Here is a 22,176-nt window from a genome sequence, read left to right as displayed (position 1 = left end):
GATGTGTTCAAGATAGCACTCCGACCATGATCCGTCACGACCGAATTAGTAATAAGTGTGTCTAAGTGTAAGCCATATGTTCCATGGTATAATGACCGCCGCGCCAAACTTAAGCCAAGCTTAAGAGATTTAAAACTCCTCCCAATCGGAGGTGGCGTGCGCCGCTTTACGGGCGTCGGCCACACGCAGCGGTTGCTTGGCTGGCCTGACCGGCCTGACTGGACTTGCCGGCCTTGCCAGCGGCTTGGGCGCCGTGCGCGGCGCGGCGGATACGGCTGCCACACCTTGCCCGCGCTCCAGCCGGAACACCCCGACGATCTGCGACAACTTCCTGGCCTGATCCTGCATCGATTCCGACGCCGCCGCCGACTCCTCGACCAGCGCCGCGTTTTGCTGCGTCACCTGGTCCATCTGGACGATGGCCTCGTTGATCTGCTCGATGCCGGTGGTTTGCTCGCCGCTCGCGGCCTGGATATCGGCCATGATGTCGGTCACGCGCTGGATGCTGTCGACGATCTCGCGCATCGTCACGCCCGCCTGGTCGACCTGTTTGGCGCCGGCGTCGACGTTGGTAACGGAATGGTCGATCAGTTGTTTGATCTCCTTGGCGGCCGCCGCCGACCGCTGCGCCAGATTGCGCACCTCCGACGCCACCACCGCGAAGCCCCTGCCCTGCTCGCCCGCGCGCGCCGCCTCGACCGCAGCATTCAACGCCAGAATGTTGGTCTGGAAAGCGATGCCGTCGATGACACCGATGATGTCGGCGATCTTGCCGGAAGACTCATTGATGGCGCTCATCGTACCGATCACCTCATCGACCACGGCGCCGCCTTTGCGCGCCACGTCGGAGGCCGACTGCGCCAGCTGGTTGGCCTGGCGCGCGTGGTCGGCGTTCTGCTTCACGGTCGAGGTCAACTCCTCCATCGACGAGGCCGTCTCCTCCAGCGCACCGGCCTGTTGCTCGGTGCGGGCCGACAGGTCTTGCGTGCCACTGGCGATCTGCGACGAGGCGGTGGCGATCATATCGGTGCCTGTCCGCACCTCGCCGACGATGCTGCTGAGGCTGTCGCGCATGGTTTTCATCGCGAACAAGACGCTGTCCTGATCGTTGTGGCGCAGCGCGACGTCGACCGTCAGGTCGCCGCCAGCGATCTTGCCGGCCACGTCGGCGGCATAGGCGGGCTCGCCGCCCAGCTGGCGGGTCAGCGCCCGGGCGATCAGCGCGCCCAGGCCGAGGCCGCCAAAAAGGCTGCCCAGCACCAGGCCGATCATCAGCGCCTGGCTGGACTCGAACAAGGCGGTGGTGTCGTCGGATTTCTGCTTGGCGCGCGCCTCCTTGAGCTTGGTCAACGCGGTCAGCATGTCGTCGAGCACGTCCGCCTGTTTGCGCACGGCCACCAGCATCTGGTTCAGTTCGTCGCTGCGCTGGACCAACGGCTCGGCGTCGGCGCGGGTCAACGCTTGCGACAACGCTTGCCGGTAATCGCGCGCGGTCGTCGCATAGTCGTCGAGCATTTTTTTGCCCTGGGGCAGTATGAACAGCGGCCGCGCCTTTTGCAGATAGTCATCGATGGTGGCCAGATACTTATCGATGTCGGCGCGGTGGCGGGCGCGTTCCTCCATTGACGTCGCCAGCAGGAAGCTGTTGCGCGAACGTCCGGCGTAAATCAGGTTGATGTTGGCTTCCTTGATGTACGACAGACCCATCAAGTCTTCCATGTACATGCTGTCGGCCTGGTCGTTGATCCGGCCCATGTTGATGATGCCGATACAGGCGACGATGGCGCCCAATATCGTGACAATGACAAATCCCGCGATCAGCTTGGTGCCGACTTTCATGCTGCTAAACATAATGCCTCCGTTTTTGAGTAGGCAAAGATAGCAGCCGCGCGCGAGGCTGTAGCGCCTTAAAAACAGGGTGATTCGCGCTCCGGTAGAGCGGCCGAAATCCTGTCCAGAACAGCGACGGGGTAATACGTGGCAACCCGGCGTAGCCCGGCAGTTTGTTCAACACATCGAGTGACTAGCACAGCGGTTTTTTTTCGATCTTGCAAATTGAAAGTTGTAGCCGCAGGCCAACAAATCGCGAGCTCAAGCAATCATGCGGAAGGTCAGGTTGATGCGCGGACCACGTGGAGACCGCTCCTTGTTGATGCCGTGCAGCCAGTGCTGCTGCAGGGAGCCGGCCATCAGCAGCAGGCAGCCGTCACCCAGCGCCAGCTTGACGGTCTTGGGCAAGCGCCGGTGCTTGAGGATGAAAGTGCGCGGCGCGCCGAAGCTGACCGAGGCGACGGCCGGCTCCGGTCCCAGCTCGCGCTCGTCGTCGGCATGGAAACCCATGCTGTCGCGCTCGTCACGGTAGTAGTTCAGCAGCACGCTGTTGTAGCGGCGGCCCGTGGCGTGCTCGACCGCGTCTTTGATCAGCGATTGCAGCGGGGTGAACGGTAGCGGGTGAAAGGTCTTGCCGGAGTAACGATAGCTCGCTTCGCCATGCCAGGCCGTCAGGCGCGGCTGCATGTGCAACTTGCCCCACACCTTTACCTGTTCGTGGCGCCAGTCGGTTTCGTCCAGCAGGCGCTGCATGACCTCCTGCGGCGGCAGGTCCAGCGCCAGGCGTTGCTGGAACCACAGTTCGCCGTCCTCGATCGGGATCGGTGTCAGGGCGGCGTCGTCGGCGAATAAGTCCATACGCGTGAGAAGTGAGATACATCCACAATGTTAAGAGCGCGGGCGTAGCCGCCCACTAAGCAGAGGCTGATTGCAAAAGGCGATCAGCGATATTTTTGATGGCGATTCTACTTTCCGCCGATACGCTGACGTTGGTAAAAATCGCCACGCCACTGCGCGTGGCCGGCGCCAGATAAACAGCGGTAAAAACACCCGGGTCGCCGCCCCAATGGTTCGGCAGCGCCTGCCCGCCCAACCTCGATTCCATCCACCCAAGGCCCTGGCCGCTTAGCCACGCGGGCAACCCGGGCGGCGTCCGCATTTCCAGCATCTGCGCCATGGTCGCCGCGCCCAGCATTTCATAGTTGCCCGCTTTGCCGGCGTTTGCCGACACGGCGACGAACCGCATGAAATCGCTGATCGATGACCGCAACATACCGACCGGCCAATCCGGAAAGCCGACCGGTTCGACCGCCGCCAGCGCCCCGTTCACCAGATCATACCCCACGGCGCGGTGTGCCTCGGGAACGTCTTTGATGGTCCAACTCGTGTGATCCATCGCGAGCGGCAAAAAAATGTCCCTGCGTGTTTGATCGCGCATGTCCGCGCCGCCGATACGGCCCGCGAGATAGCCCAGCAACGCGTACCCCACATTGCAGTAATCCCAGGCCGCCCCCGGCCGTGCGGTCGAGAAGCACGTCGCGGGCGAGTGATTCACGCCCTCCGGTGTCAGGTACTGCTTGAGGAAGTCGGATAACGCCTGATCCGCATCGCGGCCGTGCTGGCGAAAATCAATCTCGTAATATCGCGCGTCTGAAATGCTCGACGTGTGCATGAGCAGTTGCCGGAACGTGATGGCCGCCTCGGGAAATCGCGGATTCGCGATGGCGAAATCCAGATAACCAGCGATCGGCGCATCCAGCGCAAGCTTGCCCCGCTCCGCCAACCGCATGATCATGGTCGCGGTGACCGTCTTCGTGACCGATGCGATATGAAACATGGTGTTCGCGGTCACCCCCTTGCGCCGTGCGATATCGGCCATGCCGTAACCTTGGGCGAACTGCACGACACCTCCGCGCGCGAAACCGACGGCCAGTCCCGGGATGTTGGCGGTGCGCATTTCGTTTCGGATAAACGCTGCCAAATCCGGACTCGGCGCGCCGGCGGTGGCGGCCCGCGCGACGGGCGGCATCAGCAATGCTGACAATCCAACGCCGAGAAAAGCGCGCCGCGACATCGGTGGCAAGGGCTTGGAGGCGTGGGCTGGCATGTGTTCTCTCTTCCCATGAAAATGGTAGCGGACGCGAAACGATGTGTTATTATGCGTAGGTGCCTACATATAAGTCAACTTAAAATCATGACCATGGATGATTATTCGCGTCGCGCAGGTGGCGCGGCCATTGGCGCCCGGCTCCGGCGTTTGTCGGAAAACCTCGACGGCGACTCGGTACGGGTGTACGCCAGCTTGGGCATCGCGTTCGAACAACGCTGGTTCGGCGTACTGAACCAACTGGCGATCAAGGGTTCGGCCAGTGTCGGGGAACTTGCGGCGACACTGAAGATCACCCATGTTTCCGTAAGCCAGACCCGGCAGTCGCTTGAAAATGCCGGTATCGTGACCTCTCAGTCCGACGCCGGGGACGCCCGCAAGAAGAACATCATGCTCACCGCCGCCGGCAAGCAACTGGTCAACCGGCTGCGCCCGATATGGGCGGCGTTTGACGAAGCGGCCCTTGAGCTCAACGCCGAGGCGGACGACGCCGTCGCCTCGTTAAACAGACTTGAAGACGCGCTGCAACGGCAACCCATCTTTGATCGCATCATGGCGCGATTGACCAAACAGTAAGGAGGACCGCATGAAAAAACGCCAGTTCCTTAATAATGTCGTGCGCGGCGCTGTCGCCGCCGGCTTGGCCGCGACCTTGCCGGCCCGCGCGGCCTCCCCCGCAGTCGCCTCCACCGGCCCGGCCTTGCTGACCGTCACCGGCGCCATTGCCAAATCCAACCGGGGCAAGTTCGATCCGGTGCGCGATCAGATGATGTTCAAGCAAAAGCTGAGTTTTGACAAAGCGCATGCGTTCACGTTCTCGGCGCTGGCCGCGCTGCCGGCCGTCACCATCAAGCCGACCCTCGAATACGACGCCAAAACGCATACGCTGAGCGGGCCGTTGCTGCTGGACGTGATCAAGGCAGCCGGCGGCGCGCTTGGCGACAACGTCAAGCTGGTGCTGAGGGCGGTGGATGGCTATGCGGCCACCGTCACGGTGGCGCAGGCGCGCGCGCAGCGCTATATCGTCGCCACCCATCTGGACGGGGCGGCGATGGCGCTGGGCGGACTCGGGCCGCTATGGGCGATTTACGATGCCGACAAGGTGCCCGACATGGCAGGCAAACCGCTACCCGAGCGGTTCGGTTCCTGCCCGTGGGCCTTGTATCACATCGAAGTGGCGGCGTAAGGCCGTCCGAAGGCGTTAAGCGTAGGCTTCGGCCAGGGTCATCACGCGCGGCGCGATGGTGATGCCGATGCCGCTGAACAGCGCGGTGATGGCGGCCATGTTGGCTTCCATTTCCTCGGCCTTCCAGCCCTGGAACAGGTCGGTGCCGTCCTTCTGGAAGTGCAGGTCCAGCACCTTGCCGCGGTCCTTGTGGGTGTAGCCGCCGCTGTAGGTGTTCTTGAAGCCCATCGCGGCCAGCGCTGCCAGCACCTCGGTCGGCGGCTGGTCCGGGTCGGTGGCCATGAATACGCCAAAGGTTTTGCCTGGCGGCTTGGCGGCGATGTCGACGTCGTAAATGCCTGGCGCCTTCGTGACGGTCGTGCTTTTCAAAAATAACATGTTCTTACCCCTATCCAATTGGCGCCGGCTGCAGTCCTGCTGACGTGTTGTATTGTGTACTTATAGATTCTCAAAGAAAACATTCTGAGAAACAAGCTTATTGTGAATTGCCGCGTTTGTCGACAAGTCCCGCCACTTATTTGTGAATTCGTACCAATAAAACTGCAAAGACGATGGCAATCATGACTGAAATATAGTTGTTATGTAGTAATTTGCAAGAAGTTAAGTGCCGAAGGGCTCCGACTTTGCGGTTCAGGGACGTTTCTGATGTTTTTTGCGCGCCAGCGCGGCAGTCGGCGCCACCAGCGCCTGGTACAGCTCGCCGGTTTCGGCATCCCAGCCGGCCACTGCGCGCTGCTGGCGTTCGACAGTAACCATGTCGCCGCGCGCGATCGGCCCGCTGAGCGCGGCGGCGGCGCCCAATCGGAACACATTGGCCATCGATTCGGACGCCAGCGGCTGCGCCATTTGCCGCGCCACCGGCTCCGGTATGCCGGCGGCCTGGTAGGCGCGCAGCGCGGCGTCCAGCACCGTCACCAGGTAGTTGCTGGCGAAGACGGCGGCCGCGTGGTACACCGTTTTGGCCGACGCCTCGATCGGCACCGGCCGCGCGCCGATCGCCGTCAAGGCTGGCGTCAGCAGGGCCAGCGCGCCGGCGTCGCCTTCGATGCCGCAAAAAGTGCCGTCAAATTGAGCAGCCACCGCCGACGGATCGGCAAAGCTGCGGATAGGATGCACGCTGGCGACCAGCGCGCCGGCCTCGCGCGCGCCCTGCAGGCGGTCCGACGCCAGCGCGCCGCTGCAGTGGAACACCACGCTGCCGGCCAGCGGCACGGCCAGCGCCAGTGCGGCGCAGGCGTCGACGATCTGGTCGTCGCCGACGGCCAGCACGTACAGCGCCGCCGGTTGCAACTGCTCGTAGCGCTCGACCGCGTCGCCGGCGCCGATGAAGGCCACGCCGTCGCGGGCCGACGCCATGGAGCGGGTCAGCACCTGCTGGATATTGAAGCAGCCGTGGCGCGCAAACAGGCGCCCGAGCACACGGCCCACATGTCCGGCGCCGATCAGGTTGAACCCGGGCGTCATCAGAATCCCGATCCCGGTTGCTGAAGATAGGCCTGTTCTTCGTCGGTAGATGGACGGTTCAGGATCGCGTTGCGGTGCGGGAAGCGGCCGAAGCGGCGTATCACCTCGCGATGGCGCTGCGCATAATCGAGCATGCCGGCGATGCCCTTGACGGTGGCCGCCGGCGCCACATCGCGCTCGTCGTTTTCCATGCGCGTGTAGAGCGCCACGGCCTGCTCCTGCATCGCCATATCCTCGGCATGCTCGAAAGGCAGGTAGACAAAGGCGCGCTGCAACAGCGGCAGCGCCAGATCCTGGCCGGCGTCCACCATCGACTGCGCCGCTTGCAGCGCCAACGCGTCGCCGGCGAACGCCAACGGCGTGCCGCGGTGGACGTTGCGGGTGAACTGGTCGAGCAGCAGAATGCGCGCCAGTTGCGATTGCGGACCTGCCGCATCCCATTCCAGCAGGCCGCCGGCCAGCGCCTGATCGATCAAGGCGCCGAAACGGCGGGTGATGTCACTGTCGAAGGCGTCGTCCTTCTGGAACCATTCGCGGCGCGGGGCGTCCGCCGGCTGCCCCGGTCCCGGCTGAAACCAGAAATTGAATACGGCTTGGGCTTGTTCATTCATGGTCTTAGTTCCTCGCGTGCGACAGCTGGAAGCTGTGGATACCGTCGAAGGCGGCCAGTTCGGCCGACAGCACCGACATCGGCGCGCCACTGCGCTTGCTCAGCGCGATGGCGACGAAGCGCCACTCCTGCTGGCCGCCGTCGCTGCCGATCATCAGCGAGCCGCCGGCGATTTCGTAGCCGCGCTGCAGCGCCATCGCGCGCAGCGCCGGCTCCTGTGGCATGTAGCCGGCCTTGAAGCGCATCGTGATCGCGATCGCATGCCGCGACGGCAGCCAGGCCTCCACGCGGCTCAGGAACACCATCGAGCCGGCGCACAATATCGCCAATCCTATCGCGCCCAGATAAAAGCCCACCCCCACCATTACGCCGATCACCGACGAGGCCCAGATCGACGCCGCCGTCGTCAGTCCGCTGATGTTAAAACCCTCGCGCATGATCACGCCGGCGCCGAGGAAGCCGATGCCGGTGACGATGCCCTGCACGATGCGGGTTGGATCGGAGTTGATCAGATACTGCGACACGTGGCCGCCGAACCAGTGCCCCGGGTAGCCGCCGATGACCGTGAGCGCGGCCGACGCCATGCACACCAGGCCGTAGGTGCGCATACCCGCCGCGCGCCCGTGGTACGAGCGCTCGTAGCCGACCATCAGCCCCAGTGCCAGCGCACCCAGTAAATTCAACAGGATGACGGCGTTGGTCGCTAGTTCGTCGTGCGACCAGTAGGCGCTGAGGAAATCGATGGCGGGCATGTCGAGCCTTATTCTTTAGGTGCTTTTTTTGTGAGCTGCTTTTCAAACGCGATATCGAGCTTGCTGACGCGCCTTGGCGGACCGGGCGAGATGCCGTTGACGAAGGCGACGAAATCGTCCAGTTCCAGCGGCGCGCACAGTGGCGGCAGGCCGGGGCCCTCCGTCAGGAAGAAATGGCCGCTGGCGGTGCGCGACATCGAATACTTGGCATTGCCGCTGCGGACTTTGAGGCGGTCGACGGCCGACGTGGCCCTGGTTGCGCGGCCGCTCATAGCGCCACCGTGCGGTTTTCCAGCCAAGCCAGCGCGTCGCCGGATAACAGCGGCAGCAGACGGCTGCGCACCGTGGCGTGGTAGTCGTTGAGCCAGCGCTTTTCGTCGTCGCGCAGCAGCGACGGTTCGATGCAGCGCGTGTCGATCGGGCACAGGGTCAGCGTTTCGAACTGCAGGAAGTCGCCGAACTCCGTCTGGCCGGCGGGCCGGTTGAGCACCAGGTTTTCAATCCGGATGCCCCATTTGCCCGGGCGGTAAAGGCCCGGTTCTATCGATGTAATCATGCCTGTTTCCATAGCGGTGTGCGGCTCCGGCATCGCCGATTGCGAGATCGACTGCGGGCCTTCGTGCACGTTGAGAAAATAGCCGACGCCATGGCCGGTGCCGTGGCCGAAGTCGAGTCCTTCGGCCCACAGCGGCGCCCTGGCGATAGCGTCTAGCATCGGGGATTTGGTCCCGCGCGGGAAGCGCGCGGACGACAGCGCGATCACGCCCTTGAGCACAAGGGTAAAGTCGCGTCGATGTTCGGCGGTGATGTCGCCGACGGCCACCACCCGTGTGATGTCGGTGGTGCCGCCCAAATACTGACCGCCGGAGTCGATCAGCAGCAAGCCGTCGCCTTCGATCACGGCATGCTGCGCCTCGGTGGCGCGGTAATGCATGATCGCGCCGTTGGCGCGGAAGCCAGCGATGGTGGCGAAACTCGGGCTGATAAAGCCAGGACGGCGCGCGCGCGCCGCCGTGATGTGGCGGTCGATTGCCACTTCGGTCAGCGGTGGGCGCTGCGGATCGGCCAGCGTCTGCTCCAGCCACGCGAAAAACTCGCACAGGGCCGCGCCGTCCTGCTCCATCGTCGCGCGGATGTGGCTTGCATCCTGATCGCTCTTTCGGGATTTGGCGAAGGTGGTCGGGTTGACCGCCTCGATCACGCGAACCTCCGCCGGCACGCACTGGCGGGTGCCATAAGTCACGCGGCGCGGATCGATTAACAAGCTGGCATCGTGCGGCAAATCGGCCAAGGCCCCGGCGAAGGCGCTGTAGGGCGCTAAATAGATATCCTGCTCCGCCAGTTGCCTGGTCAGCTCAGCGGGGATCTTGCCGTCGGCGACAAACAAAGTCGCGCGGATCGGCGTGATCAGCGCGTGCGCCAGGAAGACGGGATTGAAATTGACGTCGGCGCCGCGCAGGTTGAACAAGTAGGCAATATCGTCCAGGGTCGAGATCAGGTGCCATTCGGCGCCCTGCCCGCGCATTGCATCGCGCAACTCGGCCAGCTTGGCACTGCGGCTTTTCGACGCGTACGGCGGCTGGTGTTCATAGACCGGTGCGGCCGGCAGTGCGGGACGATCGGGCCAGATCTCGTCGAGCAGATCGAGATCGGTGCGCAAGGCGACGTCTTTGGCGTCCAGCGCCTGCCGCAGCAGACGCGCGATCGCCAGGCCCAGGACCGTGCCGTCGACGGCGATGGTCTGGCCGGCCTGCACATTGGCGGCCAGCCAGTCGACATACTGCACGCTGGCGCCGGAGGTGAGTTTCATCAGCTTGATCGAGGTGCCGGCCAGCTCTTGCTCGGCCTGGGTCCAGTAGCGGGCGTCGGTCCAGATGCCGGCGACATCGGCGGTGATAATAAAGGTGCCCACCGAGCCGGTGAAACCGGACAGCCACTCGCGGCCCTTCCAGCGCGTCGGCAGGTATTCGGACAGGTGCGGATCGGCCGACGGCACCATCAGCGCGTCTATCCGGTGCCGGCGCATCGCCGCCCGCAACAGCGCCAGGCGCTCGGTGATGTGGGTGGTATCTGAAATATTCATGGGTAGCTTGAATCCGGTGCGCCGCCGGTGCGGCATAGCTCGTCGCTATGATACCGCTGAAGTGATCGCGGTGCGGGTGCACGTTGCATTGTTGAGCGGATCTTCTGTCCTGCGTATTTTAAGTTTCCAACCATCGGGAGGCAGTATGAGTATCAGGCACGCAATAGCGCGATAGCGCCAGACGGACTCTTCTATCCTGGGGGATGAAATTCTCAGAAAATCTTTTACTTCACTTCTTAGAAGATTCCGAATCCTCGCAGTACGTGAAAGGCAAACTCGTATCCAGCAGCCACATTTATGTCGAAGCCGGCATCCGCGCGATCCGGGCGTCGCGCAACGCCATCGCGTCTCAAAGGTTTCCGCCTCGACACGCGCCATTTGTTCCGGCGTCAGGTTTTGCGCCCAAATTGCGGACCGTAAGACTTCTTTCAGCGAGAGAGGATATTCAGACATTATTGCGTCGCACCATAGAAAAGTCGGTCAATTGTCATCGAAACGACAACACAGGTCCTTGCGGCAGGCTAATATCATCACACAAGAAGCTGTACACAAGTACAAGAAAAGCAACCGGAGACAACTGGTGCAAAACGATCAAGAGACTTTTCCCCGCCGTCTGCTCGCGCACGGCCGGGTCAGGCCCGGCAAACCCGCGTTTCGCGAAAAACACCTGGGCATCTGGCAAAGCTGGAACTGGGCGCAGGTCAACGACGAAGTGCGCGCGCTGGCCTGCGGACTGGCGGCGCTGGGCTTCGAACGCGGCATGAATCTGGCCATCATCGGCGACAACCGGCCGCGCCTTTATTGGGCCATGCTGGCCGCGCAGTGTCTCGGCGGGGTGCCGGTGCCGCTGTACCAGGACGCGCCGGCCGCCGACATGGCCTACGTACTGGAAAACGCCGAAATCCACTACGCCATCGTCGAAGACCAGGAGCAGGTCGACAAGTTGATGGAACTGCAAACGTTGTACCCGCACGTCCGCCACGTCGCCTATGACGATGAACGCGGCATGCGCCACTACCGCCAGCCAGGGTTGCTGTCCTTCGCCCGCCTGCAGCAACTGGGGCGCGAGTGGGACAACGGCCATCCCGGCATGTTCGACGCCGCCGTCGATGCCGGCAAAGGTGGCGACAACGCGATCATCCTCTACACCTCCGGCACCACCGGCAAACCAAAAGGCGTGTGCCAGACCCACGACGCGCTGATCGCGGCCGGCACCGGCGGCGTCGGTTTCGAGAACCTCACCGACGCCGAGGACATCCTGTCCTATCTGCCGATGGCGTGGGTGGGCGACTGCCTGTTCTCCTTCGCGCAGGCGATGACGGCCGGTTTTACCGTCAATTGTCCCGAATCCGGCGACACCGTCATGACCGACATGCGCGAGATCGGACCTACTTATTACTTCGCGCCGCCACGCGTTTTCGAGAACATGCTCACAACGGTGATGATACGGATGGAGGACGCCGGCGCCATCAAACGCGCCATGTTCCATTACTTTATGGCGGTGGCGCGACGCAGCGGCGCGGCGATTTTGGACCGCAAACCGGTGCCGGCGGCCGACCGCCTGGCGTATGCGCTGGGCCGGGTGCTGGTCTACGGCCCGCTGAAAAACGTGCTCGGACTGTCGCGCGTGCGCGTCGCCTATACCGCCGGCGCCGCGATAGGACCCGATCTGTTCCGTTTCTATCGCTCCATCGGCGTGAATCTGAAGCAGTTTTACGGCTCGACCGAAACCTGCGCCTACATTTGCCTGCAACCGGACGGCCAGATCAAATTTGACAGCGTCGGCCTGCCGGCGCCCGGCGTGGAGGTCAAGCTGGCCGATAACGGCGAGGTGCTGGTGAAATCGCCAACACTGATGGATTGCTATTACAAACGCCCGGACGCCACCCGCGAAGCGATCGACGCGCAAGGCTACTTCCACACCGGCGACGCCGGCTTGTTCGATCACGAAGGCCATCTGAAAATCATCGACCGCGCGGCCGATGTCGGCCGCATGAACGCAGGCGCCATTTTCGCGCCGAACTACATTGAGAATAAACTCAAGTTCTTCCCGTTTATCAAAGAGGCGGTGGCGTTCGGCCACGAGCGCGATGAGGTTTGCGCCTTCATCAATATTGATATCGAGGCGGTGGGCAACTGGGCCGAGCGGCGCGGCATCGCCTACTCCGGCTACACCGACCTGGCGGCGCATCCGCAAGTCTATGGCCTGATCCGAGACTGCATCGAGCAGGTCAACGCCGATCTCGCCGCCGAACCGATGATGGGCGACACGCAAATCCACCGCTTTCTGGTGCTGCACAAGGAGCTCGATCCCGACGACGACGAGTTGACCCGCACGCGCAAGGTGCGCCGCAAATTCATCGCCGAGAAGTACGCGGTGCTGATCGATGCGCTGTATGGCGGCAAAACGTCGCAGTACATCGAGACGCAGGTGAAGTTTGAGGATGGCCGAACGGGACTCGTGGCGGCGGATCTGAAGATAGAGCGCTGCAAGACCTTCCCCGCGGTCCAAGCAGCGGCATGACGGAGAACGCGACCATGCAGATGAACGAACCAGACGCCCACTTCGGCGCCGACATTTTTACAAACACGGACAGCGGGCGCCGCGTCATCGGCGACGTGATCCTCGACCTGAAAAATATCTCGCTATCGTTCGGCGGCGTAAAGGCGTTGACCGATATCTCCTTCGACGTGAGGAAGCATGAGATTCGCGCCATCATCGGCCCAAATGGCGCCGGCAAAAGCTCGATGCTGAACGTGATCAACGGCGTCTATCGCCCGCAGCAGGGGGAGATCGTCTTTCGCGGCCAGCACCGCAGGAACATGGACTGCCATACCGCCGCCAAGGCGGGCATCGCGCGCACCTTCCAGAATATCGCGCTGTTCAAGGGGATGACGGTCCTCGACAACATCATGACCGGCCGTAACCTGAAGATGAAGTCCAACTTCCTGATGCAGGCGCTGTACTGGGGACCGGCGCGGCGCGAGGAGATCGCGCATCGCGTCAAGGCCGAGGCGATCATCGACTTCCTGGAGATCCAGGCGATCCGCAAAACGCCGGTTGGGCGCCTGCCGTACGGCCTGCAAAAGCGCGTGGAGCTGGGCCGGGCACTGGCCGCCGAGCCGGAGATCCTGCTGCTGGACGAGCCGATGGCCGGCATGAACGTCGAGGAAAAACAGGACATGTGCCGCTTTATCCTCGACGTCAACGACCAATTCGGCACCACCATCGTTTTGATCGAGCATGACATGGGCGTGGTCATGGATATTTCGGACCGCGTGGTGGTGCTCGATTACGGCCGCAAGATCGGCGACGGCACGCCGGACGAGGTGCGCGGCAACCAGGACGTGATCAACGCCTACCTCGGAGTCGCGCACGCATGAACATCAACTTCTTCTTCGAGGTACTGATCGGCGGACTGCTCTCGGGCGTCATGTACGCGCTGGTGGCGATCGGCTTTGTGCTGATCTACAAGGCCTCCGGCGTATTCAACTTCGCGCAGGGGGCGATGGTGTTCTTCGCCGCGCTGACCTGCGTCGGCATCATGGATAAATTCGGCGTGTCGCTGTGGGTCGCGATACCGCTGACGATCGTGGTGATGATATTGCTCGGGATAGCGATCGAAAAGGTCGTGCTGCGGCCGCTGGTCAACCAGCCCGAGATCACGCTGTTTATGGCCACCATCGGCCTGGCCTTCTTCATCGAGGGGCTGGCGCAGCTGATGTGGGGTAACCAGGTGCACAAGCTGGAACTGCCGATCGAGGACGTGCCGTCGGAGTACCTGATGGAGAACTTCAATCTGCTGGTGTCGCAGTTCGACATCATGGCGGCGGCGGTGTGCGCCATCTTGGTCACTTCCCTGGCGCTGCTGTTCTCCAAGACCAAGGTGGGCCGCGCGCTGCGTGCCGTCGCCGACGATCACCAGGCCGCGCTGGCGGTGGGCATTCCGCTGCAACGCATCTGGGCGGTGCTGTGGGCGGTGGCCGGTGTGGTGGCGCTGGTGGCAGGACTGCTGTGGGGCGCGCGCAATGGTGTGCAGTTCGCGCTGACCTTCGTCGCGCTCAAGGCGCTGCCGGTCTTGATCCTCGGCGGCTTCACGTCGATGCCGGGCGCGATCGTCGGCGGCCTGATTATCGGCGCGTCGGAGAAGCTGGCGGAGGTGTATATCGGCCCGCTGGTCGGCGGCGGCATCGAAGGCTGGTTCCCATACGTGTTGGCGCTGATGTTCCTGCTGGTGCTGCCGGAAGGCCTGTTCGGCGAAAAAATCATCCGCAGAATTTAAAAGCGAACCTTAAGAGGCGCACATGCTCTACCGCGAAGCAGGACAATTCAAGACCAGCTATCAGGCCGACAGCCAGATCTTCCCTATCTTGCAGGACCGCGTGGCGATGCTCGCGCTGCTGGTCGTCGCCATCGTAGTGGTGCCGCTGGTGGCGTCGCCCTACGCCCTGTCGGCGATCCTGATTCCATTTTTGATCTTTTCGCTGGCCGCGCTGGGGCTCAACATCCTGACTGGCTACGCGGGGCAGCTCTCGCTCGGCACCGCCGCGTTCATGGCGGTTGGCGCCTTCGCCTCGTACAACTTCGTCGCCCGCATTCCGGGCATTCCGGTTCTGATGGCGTTCGTGCTCGGGGGCTTGAGCGCGGCGGCGGTGGGCATCGCCTTCGGCCTGCCGTCGCTGCGCATACGCGGCTTTTACCTCGCAGCGTCGACCTTGGCCACGCAGTTCTTCGTGATCTGGTGCCTGACCAAGATCCCCTACCTGACCAACTACAGCGCCTCCGGCGTCATCACCGCGCAGAAAATCGTCATCCTGGGCTACCAGTTCGACACGCCGGACCGCAAATACCTGCTGGTGCTCGGCGTGGTGGCGGTGATGGCGCTGCTGGCCAAGAACATGGTGCGCTCCAACGTGGGCCGCTCCTGGATGGCGGTGCGCGACATGGACGTGGCGGCGGAGGTGATTGGTTTCCGGCTGATGCGCACCAAGCTGCTGGCGTTCGCGGTCAGTTCGTTCTACTGCGGCGTGGCGGGCGCGCTGTACGCCTTTGCGTATCTCGGCACCGTGGAGCCGGAGGCCTACAACCTCGATCTGTCGTTCCGCATCCTGTTCATGATCATCATCGGCGGCGTCGGCTCCATCCTCGGCTCCTTCCTGGGCGCGGCCTTCATCGTGCTGCTGCCGGTGCTGCTCAATATTCTGGCGCACAGCCTGTCGCTGCCCAACAGCGTGGCGTCGAATCTGGAGTTGATGGTGTTTGGCGCCTTGATCATATTTTTCCTGATCGTCGAGCCGCACGGCCTGGCGCGTTTGTGGCAAATCGGTAAAGAGAAACTGCGCCTGTGGCCCTTCCCGCACTGAGCGCGTCAATTCAAAGCAGTCTACCAGCGCAGTACCCAAGAGGAGACAATAATGAAAATCATGGCATCGTTCGTACTTGGCGTCGCACTCGTCACAACCATCGCGCCAGCATTGGCGCAGCAGGCGGCCGGACAGTACGTGGCCCTGCCCTCGTACCGCGTCGGCCCCTATGCGGCCGGCGGTTCCGGCTTTTACGGCGGCATCATCGACTACTTTAACCTGGTCAACCTGTCGGGCGGCGTCAATGGCGTCAAGATCGGCTGGGAGGAATGCGAGACCGAATACAATCCGTCGCGCGGTGTCGAATGCTACGAGCGGCTGAAAACCAAAAACGGCGGCGCCACCTTGGTCGAACCGCTGTCCACCGGTGTCGCCTACGGTGTGCTCGACCGCCTGCCAACCGATAAAATCCCGATGACGATGATCGGCTACGGCCGCTCGGACGCCGCCAACGGCAAGGTCTTCCCCTACGTCTTCCCGCTGATCACCAGCTACTGGAACCAGGCGGCCGGCATGATCAAGTACCTGGGCGACAAAAACGGCGGCATGGACAAACTGAAAGGCAAAAAGATCGTTCACCTGTACCACGACTCGGCCTTCGGAAAGGAACCCCTACCGGTGCTGGAGGCGCTGTCCAAACAATACGGCTTTGAACTGATCAAGATCCCCGTCACGCCGCCCGGCAGCGAGCAGCAATCGCAATGGCTGCAGATCCGCCAGGCCAAACCGGATCACGTGATCCTGTGGGGCTGGGGCTCGATGAACGCGGTGGCGATCAAGACCGCGCAGCGCAACGGCTTCCCGCGCGAGAAAATGCTCGGCGTCTGGTGGGCGGGGTCGGAGGAAGACACCGTGCCGGCCGGCGACGCCGCCAAGGGCTACAGCGCGATGACCTTCAACACCCCCGGCAACTACCCGGTGATGGACGACATCAGAAAAAAACTCTACGAAGCCGGCAAAGGCAATCTCGCGGACCGCAACCGCATCGGCTCCGTGTATCACATGCGCGGCGTCAGCGCGGCCATCCTGTGGGTGGAGGCGATGCGCACCGCGCAGGAGAAGTTCGGCAAAGGCAAAGCGGTCACCGGCGAGCAAATGCGCTGGGGCCTGGAAAACCTGAATGTCGACGAAGCGCGCCAGAAAGCCATCGGCGCGCTCGGCATGCTGCCGGTGGTGAAGACCAGCTGCGACGATCACGAGGGCTCCGGCGCGGTGAAAGTCCAGCAGTGGGACGGTAAAAAGTGGAATGCCATCACGCCCAACTGGGTGGTCGGCGACAAGGCGCTGACCCGCAAGCTGCTGGAGGAAAGCTCCACAGCCTACGCCGCCGAGAAAAAAATCACCCCGGCTTGCGCAAAATGACGCCCTACCTCTCCGTCAACAACGTGGAAGTGATTTACGACCACGTGATACTGGTGCTGAAGGGCGTATCGCTACAGGTCCCGCAGGGTAAAATCGTCGCCCTGCTGGGGGCCAACGGCGCCGGCAAGTCCACCACGTTGAAGACCATCTCCACCCTGCTGCGCGGAGAGCGTGGCGACGTCACCAAGGGCGATGTGCAGTTCAAGGGAGAACGCATCGACCAGCTCACGCCCAATGAACTGGTCAAACGCGGCCTGTCGCAGGTGATGGAGGGGCGCCACTGCTTCGGCCACCTCACCATCGAGGAAAACCTGCTGACCGGCGCCTACACGCGCAGCCTGTCGCGCGCGGAACTCAAGGAATCGCTGGACAAGGTGTACCACTACTTCCCGCGCCTGAAGGAGCGCCGCACCAGCCAGGCCGGCTACACCTCGGGCGGAGAGCAGCAGATGTGCGCGATCGGCAGGGCGCTGATGGCCAAGCCGTCGATGATTTTGCTGGACGAGCCGTCGATGGGCATCGCGCCGCAAATCGTCGACGAGATATTCGGCATCGTAAAAGACTTGAACGGCAAGGAGAACGTGTCCTTCCTGCTGGCGGAGCAGAACACCAGCATCGCCCTGCGCTACGCCGATTTCGGCTACATCCTGGAAAACGGCCGCGTGGTCATGGAAGGCGCGGCCGCCGACCTGGCCAGCAACGAAGACGTCAAGGAGTTCTACCTCGGCGTTTCCGGCGCCGGCAGCAAGAGCTTCCGCGACATGAAATTTTACCGCCGCCGCAAACGCTGGCTGGCTTGAGGAACCTCACGCATGAATATCAAGAAAGCGAAAGCGTTTTGCCGCTCCCTGCCCGGCGCCACCGAGGACGTCAAGTGGGAAACCCGGCTGGTGTTCTCCATCGGAGACAAAATGTTCGCCCTCACCGATGTCGACGACAAGGCCGACAAGGGCATCAGCTTCAAGGTGGACGACGACCGCTTTCTCGAATTGACGGACCGACCCGGCATCGTCCCCGCACCGTACCTCGCGCGCGCCAAATGGGTCTACATCGAAGACCTGAAATCCATCAGCGACGCCGAGGCGGCGGAACTGCTGAAACGCTCGTACGAACTGGTGTTCGCCAAACTGACCAAAAAACTGCAGCGCGAAATCGGAGAACAGCAATGACGCCGGATACCCTGGACAGCCTGGAAGTACGCCCGCCGGAACAACGCGAGCGCGAATTGATGGCGCGCCTGCCGCAACTGGTGGCGCGCGCGAAGGCCGCCGCCGGCTGGTCGCGCATCCTGCGGGACGTGAACGCGGCCGACATCACCAGCCGCGCCGCGCTGGCCAGCTTGCCGGTGACGCGCAAGTCCGAGCTGCACGCGCTGCAAAAGCTGCAACCTCCGTTCGGAGGCCTGAACACGACGCCGGTGGGACAGTTGGCGCGCCTGTACATGTCGCCCGGTCCGATCTTCGACCCCGAGGGCAAGGGCAAGGACTGGTGGCGCTTCGGCCGTCCGATGTACGCCGCCGGCGTGCGCGCCGGCGGCCTGCTGCAAAACTGCTTCTCTTACCACTTTACGCCGGCCGCTTTCATGGTGGAAGGCGGCGCCGCGCGCATCGGTTGCAGCGTGATCCCGGCCGGCAGCGGCCAGACCGAAATGCAGGTGCAGGCGATCAGCGCGCTGCGGCCGGACACCTATGTCGGCACGCCGTCCTTCCTGAAGATCATCATCGAAAAGGCGCAGGAAATGGGCGCCGATATCGGCAGCATGACCAAGGCGCTGATGGGCGCCGAGGCGTTGCCCGAATCGCTGCGCGACTGGTTCGCCAACAACGGCGTGCCGCATGTGCTGCAAACCTACGCCTCGGCCGATATCGGCAGCATCGCCTTCGAAACGCGCAGCGGCGACGTGCGCCATCCCGGCATGGTGCTCGATGAAGATGTGATCCTGGAAATCGTCCGCCCTGGCAGCGGCGACCCGGTGGCCGCCGGCGAAATCGGCGAGGTGGTCGTCACCGTATTCAATCCGGACTATCCGCTGATCCGCTTCGCCACCGGCGACCTGTCGGCGGTGCTGACCGGCGCGCCCGATTCGCCGTGCGGCCGCACCAACACCCGCATCAGGGGCTGGCTGGGCCGGGCCGACCAGACCACCAAGGTGCGCGCGATGTTCGTCCACCCGTCGCAGGTGCACGAAGTGGCACGCCGCCATCCGGAAATCGTCAAGGCGCGGCTGGTGATCTCCGGCCGCATGGCGCAGGACGTGATGACCCTGCACTGCGAGGTGGCAGATCCTGGCGCCGCCAGCGATGCGGCCATCGTCGAATCGATCCGCGAACTCACCAAACTGCGCGGCGAAGTACGCTTCGCGACCATCGGCAGCCTGCCCGGCGATGGCAAGGTGATCGACGACGTACGCGATTACACGTAGCGGGAAGAAAATCCTGTGGCGGGATAGCAACGATCTGCGGCGTGCGGGGATATGGGGGATAATATTGTTCTTCCACATGTTTTTTAAAGCCGAAGAACACCATGCAAGACTTTCACCACAACCGCGCCCGCGCCCTGCTGGAGAACGCGGAAGAGCTGTTCAATAAAGAGACTGTCGACGGCGCCGTCACCGCGATGGCGGATACCCTCAACGCCCGCTTCAATCAAGCCGACAGCGAGGAGTTCCCGCTGGTGCTGGGCGTGATGGGCGGCGCGGTGGTCTTCACCGGGAACCTGCTGCCGCAGCTGACGTTCCCGCTCGAATTCGACTACATTCACGTCAGCCGCTACGGCGACGACGACCAGGGCGGACAAGTTGTGTGGAAAGTGGTGCCGCGCTCGAACGTGGCCGGCCGCGTGGTCATTGTGCTGGACGATATCCTGGACGAAGGCGAAACGCTGGCGCAGGTCAAACAGCGCCTGCTGGACATGGGCGCGGCCGAAGTGGTGCTGGCCGTCTTCGCCGACAAGGCGATCGGCAAGCCCAAGCCGGTCAAGGCGGACATCGTCGGCATTACGATCCCGAACCGCTTCGTGGTCGGATTCGGCATGGACGCTTACGGCTACTGGCGCAATCTGCCCGGCCTGTGGGCGATCCAGACCGAGAACCAGTAACGTGGTCTAGGGCTGCAATCCCCACGTGTCGACGAATTTTCGGATACCGTTGGGATGCGTTTTCTTCCACGCCTCGAACTCGGGGCGGTAGGACTCCTTGTACCGTAATATCAGCAGTGCGGCTTCCAGCTGATCCGCCTTGGCCAGTGTCTGCATGGCGATCAGGCCTGGATCGGTGAGTGCGCCACCACCGTCGGCCGCGATCTCGTCGGCCACCTTTATCGCCATCTGCCAGGACGCCAACTCGATTGCAAACGGGGGGCTGGCGGTTTTGTCCTTGAAGTCCTTCGCGAGCAGGTTCGCTTCGGCAGCGCCCAACGCCAGCCATACCGCGCCATCGGGCTTTTTCTGCTCGGCCGGCCCGCTGAACGCGGCATCAAGATTGATGGTTGGCTTGCCGGTGGCCGGATCGACCGAGGCGCTCGCCTTGCGCACCAAACCCAAAGGCTTCAGCGGTGTGCCGGCCGCCGCGCGCATGTGCGACAGCTTGCCCCAGTTGGGCATCTGGCTTGGCTGCGCGGCGATCCCGTTCAGCAGCGCCTCCTCGGCGGCCGCGCGCTTGCCCTGATACGCCAGCGCGTCGGACAGAAACCGCCAGCCCTGGCTGTTCAACGGCTCGATCGTCACGCCTTTACGGAACAACTCCTCCGCCTCGGCATATTTTTTCTGCGCGAAGTAGCAATCGCCGGCGTAAATCCAGGCGGTGGCAAACAGCGGGTCGGCCTGCGCCGCCTGTAAGTACTTCTCCCGCGCCTCGTCGAGTTTTCCCGCGATGAAGAGCTGCTCGCCTTCGTGCTTCAGTTTCAGCGCCTGGTCGTTCGGTTCGTGTAGCGGTGCCGGTTTTTCCTCGGCCAGCATGCGCAGCACCTCCTGCGCAATGGGATCGCGCGGCTCCAGCTTCAGGGCTTGCCTGGCAAGGGCCTCCGACTGATCGCGCCACTGGGATTTTTTCGCCGCGTCGGTTTGCAGGATCGATAAAAAATAAACCGCGTTGGCGAGTTTCGACAAGGGCACAGAGGACGTTGCATCCGCCTTCGCGGCCGCCTGGTAGATTTGCAACGCCTCAGCGGGCTTGCGTTGAAACAGCAGCGTATCGCCCTCCTTCACCAATGCGGCGGCAGCGTCGTTAATGGGAATCTGCGCCGACGCTGTGGGCGCAAAACTCAGCATCGCAAACGACAAGGAAAGAGACAACGATAGCGCGCGCAACTTACTCATTATTCAATCCCGTTTTTTGACAAGGTTGAATTTATTATAAGTGCTTTCGCAACGCGCCAGAGGGTTTTACAGCGCCAAACGCGCGCGGGCCGCGTCGTATTCGGCTTTCAGGCGAGCGACCATTTCAGCTGTCGTCGGCACGTCGTCCATCAGACCCACGCCCTGGCCGGCGCCCCAGATGTCCCGCCAGGCCTTGGCGCTGCTGGAGCCAAAGTTCATCGAGCTCTTGTCGGCCTGCGGCAGCGCGTCCGGATCGAGGCCGGCGTTGATGATGGATTTCTTCAGGTAGTTACCATGCACGCCGGTGAACAGGCTGGAATAGACGATGTCGGCGGCCGACGATTCGACGATGGCATCGCGGTAGTCGTCGCTGACGTTCGATTCCTTGGTCGCCAGCCAGCGCGAACCGATGTACGCGAAGTCCGCGCCCATCGCCTGCGCCGCCAAAATCGCGTCGCCAGTGGCGATGGCGCCGGACAAAGCGATCGGGCCGTTGAAGAATTTGCGCACTTCGCCCACCAGCGCGAACGGCGACAACGTGCCGGCGTGGCCGCCGGCGCCAGTGGCGACCAGGATCAGGCCATCGACACCCGCCTCCAGCGCTTTTTCGGCGTGGCGGATCGAGACGATATCGTGCATGACGATGCCGCCGTAGCTGTGGATCGCGTCCAGCATCTCCTTGGGCGGCGCGCGCAGCGACGAGATGATGATCGGGACCTGGTGCTTGACGCAGACTTCAACGTCGTGCGCCAGCCGGTCGTTCGACTGGTGGACGATCTGGTTGACGGCGATTGGGCCGACACGCTTTTCCGGATTGGCGATCTGGTAGTCATTCAATTCGTTTTGCAGGTCGGACAGCCAGACGTCGAGCATCTCCGCCGGGCGGGCGTTCAGCGCCGGGAAGGAGCCGACGATGCCGGCCTTGCACTGCGCCGCCACCAGCGCGGGACCGCTGGCGATGAACATCGGGGACGCGATTACGGGAAGTGAAAGATTTTGCAACGCTGCAGGCAGGGCCATGGCGAACTCGCTGACGTAAGTTGATCGGAATGTAAGGTCTCAGGGATTATAGACCGGAAATAGTACGATCGTGCCAAAAATAGG

22 protein-coding genes are annotated in these 22,176 nt (G+C 62.8%); 11 read left to right on the top strand and 11 right to left on the bottom strand.

Annotated features, from left to right (window positions below):
• Positions 1-129: 129 nt before the first annotated feature.
• The 3 genes from ACZ0BA_RS23330 to ACZ0BA_RS23320 all read right to left on the bottom strand — a co-directional run bounded on the left by ACZ0BA_RS23330 (position 130) and on the right by ACZ0BA_RS23320 (position 3,937).
• Positions 130-1,851, bottom strand: coding sequence for a methyl-accepting chemotaxis protein (locus tag ACZ0BA_RS23330; RefSeq protein WP_463453535.1), 1,722 nt, complete (start codon positions 1,849-1,851; stop codon positions 130-132).
• Positions 1,852-2,091: 240 nt separating this feature from the next.
• Positions 2,092-2,688, bottom strand: coding sequence for an alpha-ketoglutarate-dependent dioxygenase AlkB family protein (locus ACZ0BA_RS23325; protein WP_463453534.1), 597 nt, complete (start codon positions 2,686-2,688; stop codon positions 2,092-2,094).
• Between the two features lie 55 nt (positions 2,689-2,743).
• Complete coding sequence (locus ACZ0BA_RS23320) at positions 2,744-3,937, bottom strand: serine hydrolase domain-containing protein (protein ID WP_463453533.1); 1,194 nt, start codon at positions 3,935-3,937, stop codon at positions 2,744-2,746.
• 93 nt (positions 3,938-4,030) lie between these two features.
• Between ACZ0BA_RS23320 and ACZ0BA_RS23315 the strand changes: the two genes are divergently transcribed.
• Complete coding sequence (locus ACZ0BA_RS23315) at positions 4,031-4,513, top strand: MarR family winged helix-turn-helix transcriptional regulator (protein WP_463453532.1); 483 nt, start codon at positions 4,031-4,033, stop codon at positions 4,511-4,513.
• Positions 4,514-4,523: 10 nt separating this feature from the next.
• Positions 4,524-5,123: a putative pterin-binding protein gene (locus ACZ0BA_RS23310; RefSeq protein ID WP_463453531.1), complete on the top strand. Its 600-nt coding sequence runs from the start codon at positions 4,524-4,526 to the stop codon at positions 5,121-5,123.
• 15 nt (positions 5,124-5,138) lie between these two features.
• On the opposite strand, the gene ACZ0BA_RS23305 is transcribed toward ACZ0BA_RS23310, so the two are convergent.
• The 6 genes from ACZ0BA_RS23305 to ACZ0BA_RS23280 all read right to left on the bottom strand — a co-directional run bounded on the left by ACZ0BA_RS23305 (position 5,139) and on the right by ACZ0BA_RS23280 (position 10,032).
• A complete protein-coding gene (locus ACZ0BA_RS23305) occupies positions 5,139-5,501 on the bottom strand; it encodes a hypothetical protein (protein ID WP_463453530.1) in 363 nt (120 codons plus the stop codon).
• A gap of 252 nt (positions 5,502-5,753) precedes the next feature.
• Positions 5,754-6,587: a Rossmann-like and DUF2520 domain-containing protein gene (locus ACZ0BA_RS23300; protein ID WP_463453529.1), complete on the bottom strand. Its 834-nt coding sequence runs from the start codon at positions 6,585-6,587 to the stop codon at positions 5,754-5,756.
• Entirely contained in the window at positions 6,587-7,198 is a 612-nt protein-coding gene (locus ACZ0BA_RS23295; protein WP_463453528.1) for a DUF924 family protein, read from the bottom strand. The genes ACZ0BA_RS23300 and ACZ0BA_RS23295 overlap by 1 nt, the downstream gene beginning before the upstream one ends.
• Before the next feature lie 4 nt (positions 7,199-7,202).
• Positions 7,203-7,949, bottom strand: coding sequence for an MgtC/SapB family protein (locus ACZ0BA_RS23290; protein WP_463453527.1), 747 nt, complete (start codon positions 7,947-7,949; stop codon positions 7,203-7,205).
• Positions 7,950-7,957: 8 nt separating this feature from the next.
• On the bottom strand, positions 7,958-8,221 hold the full coding sequence (locus ACZ0BA_RS23285; RefSeq protein WP_463453526.1) for a hypothetical protein: 264 nt from the start codon (positions 8,219-8,221) through the stop codon (positions 7,958-7,960).
• On the bottom strand, positions 8,218-10,032 hold the full coding sequence (locus ACZ0BA_RS23280) for an aminopeptidase P family protein (protein ID WP_463453525.1): 1,815 nt from the start codon (positions 10,030-10,032) through the stop codon (positions 8,218-8,220). The genes ACZ0BA_RS23285 and ACZ0BA_RS23280 overlap by 4 nt, the downstream gene beginning before the upstream one ends.
• 577 nt (positions 10,033-10,609) lie before the next feature.
• Here ACZ0BA_RS23280 and ACZ0BA_RS23275 point away from each other — a divergent pair.
• The 9 genes from ACZ0BA_RS23275 (at position 10,610) to ACZ0BA_RS23235 (ending at position 19,854) form a co-directional block, all read left to right on the top strand.
• Positions 10,610-12,556, top strand: a complete 1,947-nt coding sequence (locus ACZ0BA_RS23275; RefSeq protein WP_463454818.1) for an AMP-binding protein — start codon at positions 10,610-10,612, stop codon at positions 12,554-12,556.
• Between the two features lie 20 nt (positions 12,557-12,576).
• Positions 12,577-13,416: an ABC transporter ATP-binding protein gene (locus tag ACZ0BA_RS23270; protein ID WP_463454817.1), complete on the top strand. Its 840-nt coding sequence runs from the start codon at positions 12,577-12,579 to the stop codon at positions 13,414-13,416.
• Positions 13,417-13,418: 2 nt separating this feature from the next.
• On the top strand, positions 13,419-14,315 hold the full coding sequence (locus ACZ0BA_RS23265) for a branched-chain amino acid ABC transporter permease (RefSeq protein ID WP_463454816.1): 897 nt from the start codon (positions 13,419-13,421) through the stop codon (positions 14,313-14,315).
• A gap of 22 nt (positions 14,316-14,337) precedes the next feature.
• Positions 14,338-15,396 carry a branched-chain amino acid ABC transporter permease gene (locus ACZ0BA_RS23260; protein WP_463453524.1) on the top strand — a complete coding sequence of 353 codons (1,059 nt, stop codon included), beginning with the start codon at positions 14,338-14,340 and terminating at the stop codon, positions 15,394-15,396.
• A gap of 51 nt (positions 15,397-15,447) precedes the next feature.
• Positions 15,448-16,758, top strand: coding sequence for an ABC transporter substrate-binding protein (locus tag ACZ0BA_RS23255; protein WP_463453523.1), 1,311 nt, complete (start codon positions 15,448-15,450; stop codon positions 16,756-16,758).
• On the top strand, positions 16,755-17,558 hold the full coding sequence (locus tag ACZ0BA_RS23250) for an ABC transporter ATP-binding protein (RefSeq protein WP_463453522.1): 804 nt from the start codon (positions 16,755-16,757) through the stop codon (positions 17,556-17,558). The genes ACZ0BA_RS23255 and ACZ0BA_RS23250 overlap by 4 nt, the downstream gene beginning before the upstream one ends.
• 12 nt (positions 17,559-17,570) lie before the next feature.
• Positions 17,571-17,927 carry an MmcQ/YjbR family DNA-binding protein gene (locus tag ACZ0BA_RS23245; protein WP_463453521.1) on the top strand — a complete coding sequence of 119 codons (357 nt, stop codon included), beginning with the start codon at positions 17,571-17,573 and terminating at the stop codon, positions 17,925-17,927.
• Positions 17,924-19,180 carry a phenylacetate--CoA ligase family protein gene (locus ACZ0BA_RS23240; RefSeq protein ID WP_463453520.1) on the top strand — a complete coding sequence of 419 codons (1,257 nt, stop codon included), beginning with the start codon at positions 17,924-17,926 and terminating at the stop codon, positions 19,178-19,180. Before ACZ0BA_RS23245 ends, ACZ0BA_RS23240 begins: the two co-directional genes overlap by 4 nt.
• Positions 19,181-19,281: 101 nt before the next feature.
• Positions 19,282-19,854 carry a hypoxanthine-guanine phosphoribosyltransferase gene (locus tag ACZ0BA_RS23235; RefSeq protein ID WP_463453519.1) on the top strand — a complete coding sequence of 191 codons (573 nt, stop codon included), beginning with the start codon at positions 19,282-19,284 and terminating at the stop codon, positions 19,852-19,854.
• Positions 19,855-19,860: 6 nt separating this feature from the next.
• On the opposite strand, the gene ACZ0BA_RS23230 is transcribed toward ACZ0BA_RS23235, so the two are convergent.
• Together ACZ0BA_RS23230 and ACZ0BA_RS23225 are read right to left on the bottom strand one after the other, a co-directional pair.
• Positions 19,861-21,072, bottom strand: a complete 1,212-nt coding sequence (locus ACZ0BA_RS23230; protein ID WP_463453518.1) for a tetratricopeptide repeat protein — start codon at positions 21,070-21,072, stop codon at positions 19,861-19,863.
• 66 nt (positions 21,073-21,138) lie between these two features.
• Positions 21,139-22,092 carry an NAD(P)H-dependent flavin oxidoreductase gene (locus tag ACZ0BA_RS23225; protein ID WP_463453517.1) on the bottom strand — a complete coding sequence of 318 codons (954 nt, stop codon included), beginning with the start codon at positions 22,090-22,092 and terminating at the stop codon, positions 21,139-21,141.
• Positions 22,093-22,176: the final 84 nt, after the last annotated feature.

Source organism: Duganella sp. AC917, assembly GCF_979258245.1.
This window is presented reverse-complemented; position numbering and strand designations above follow the sequence as displayed.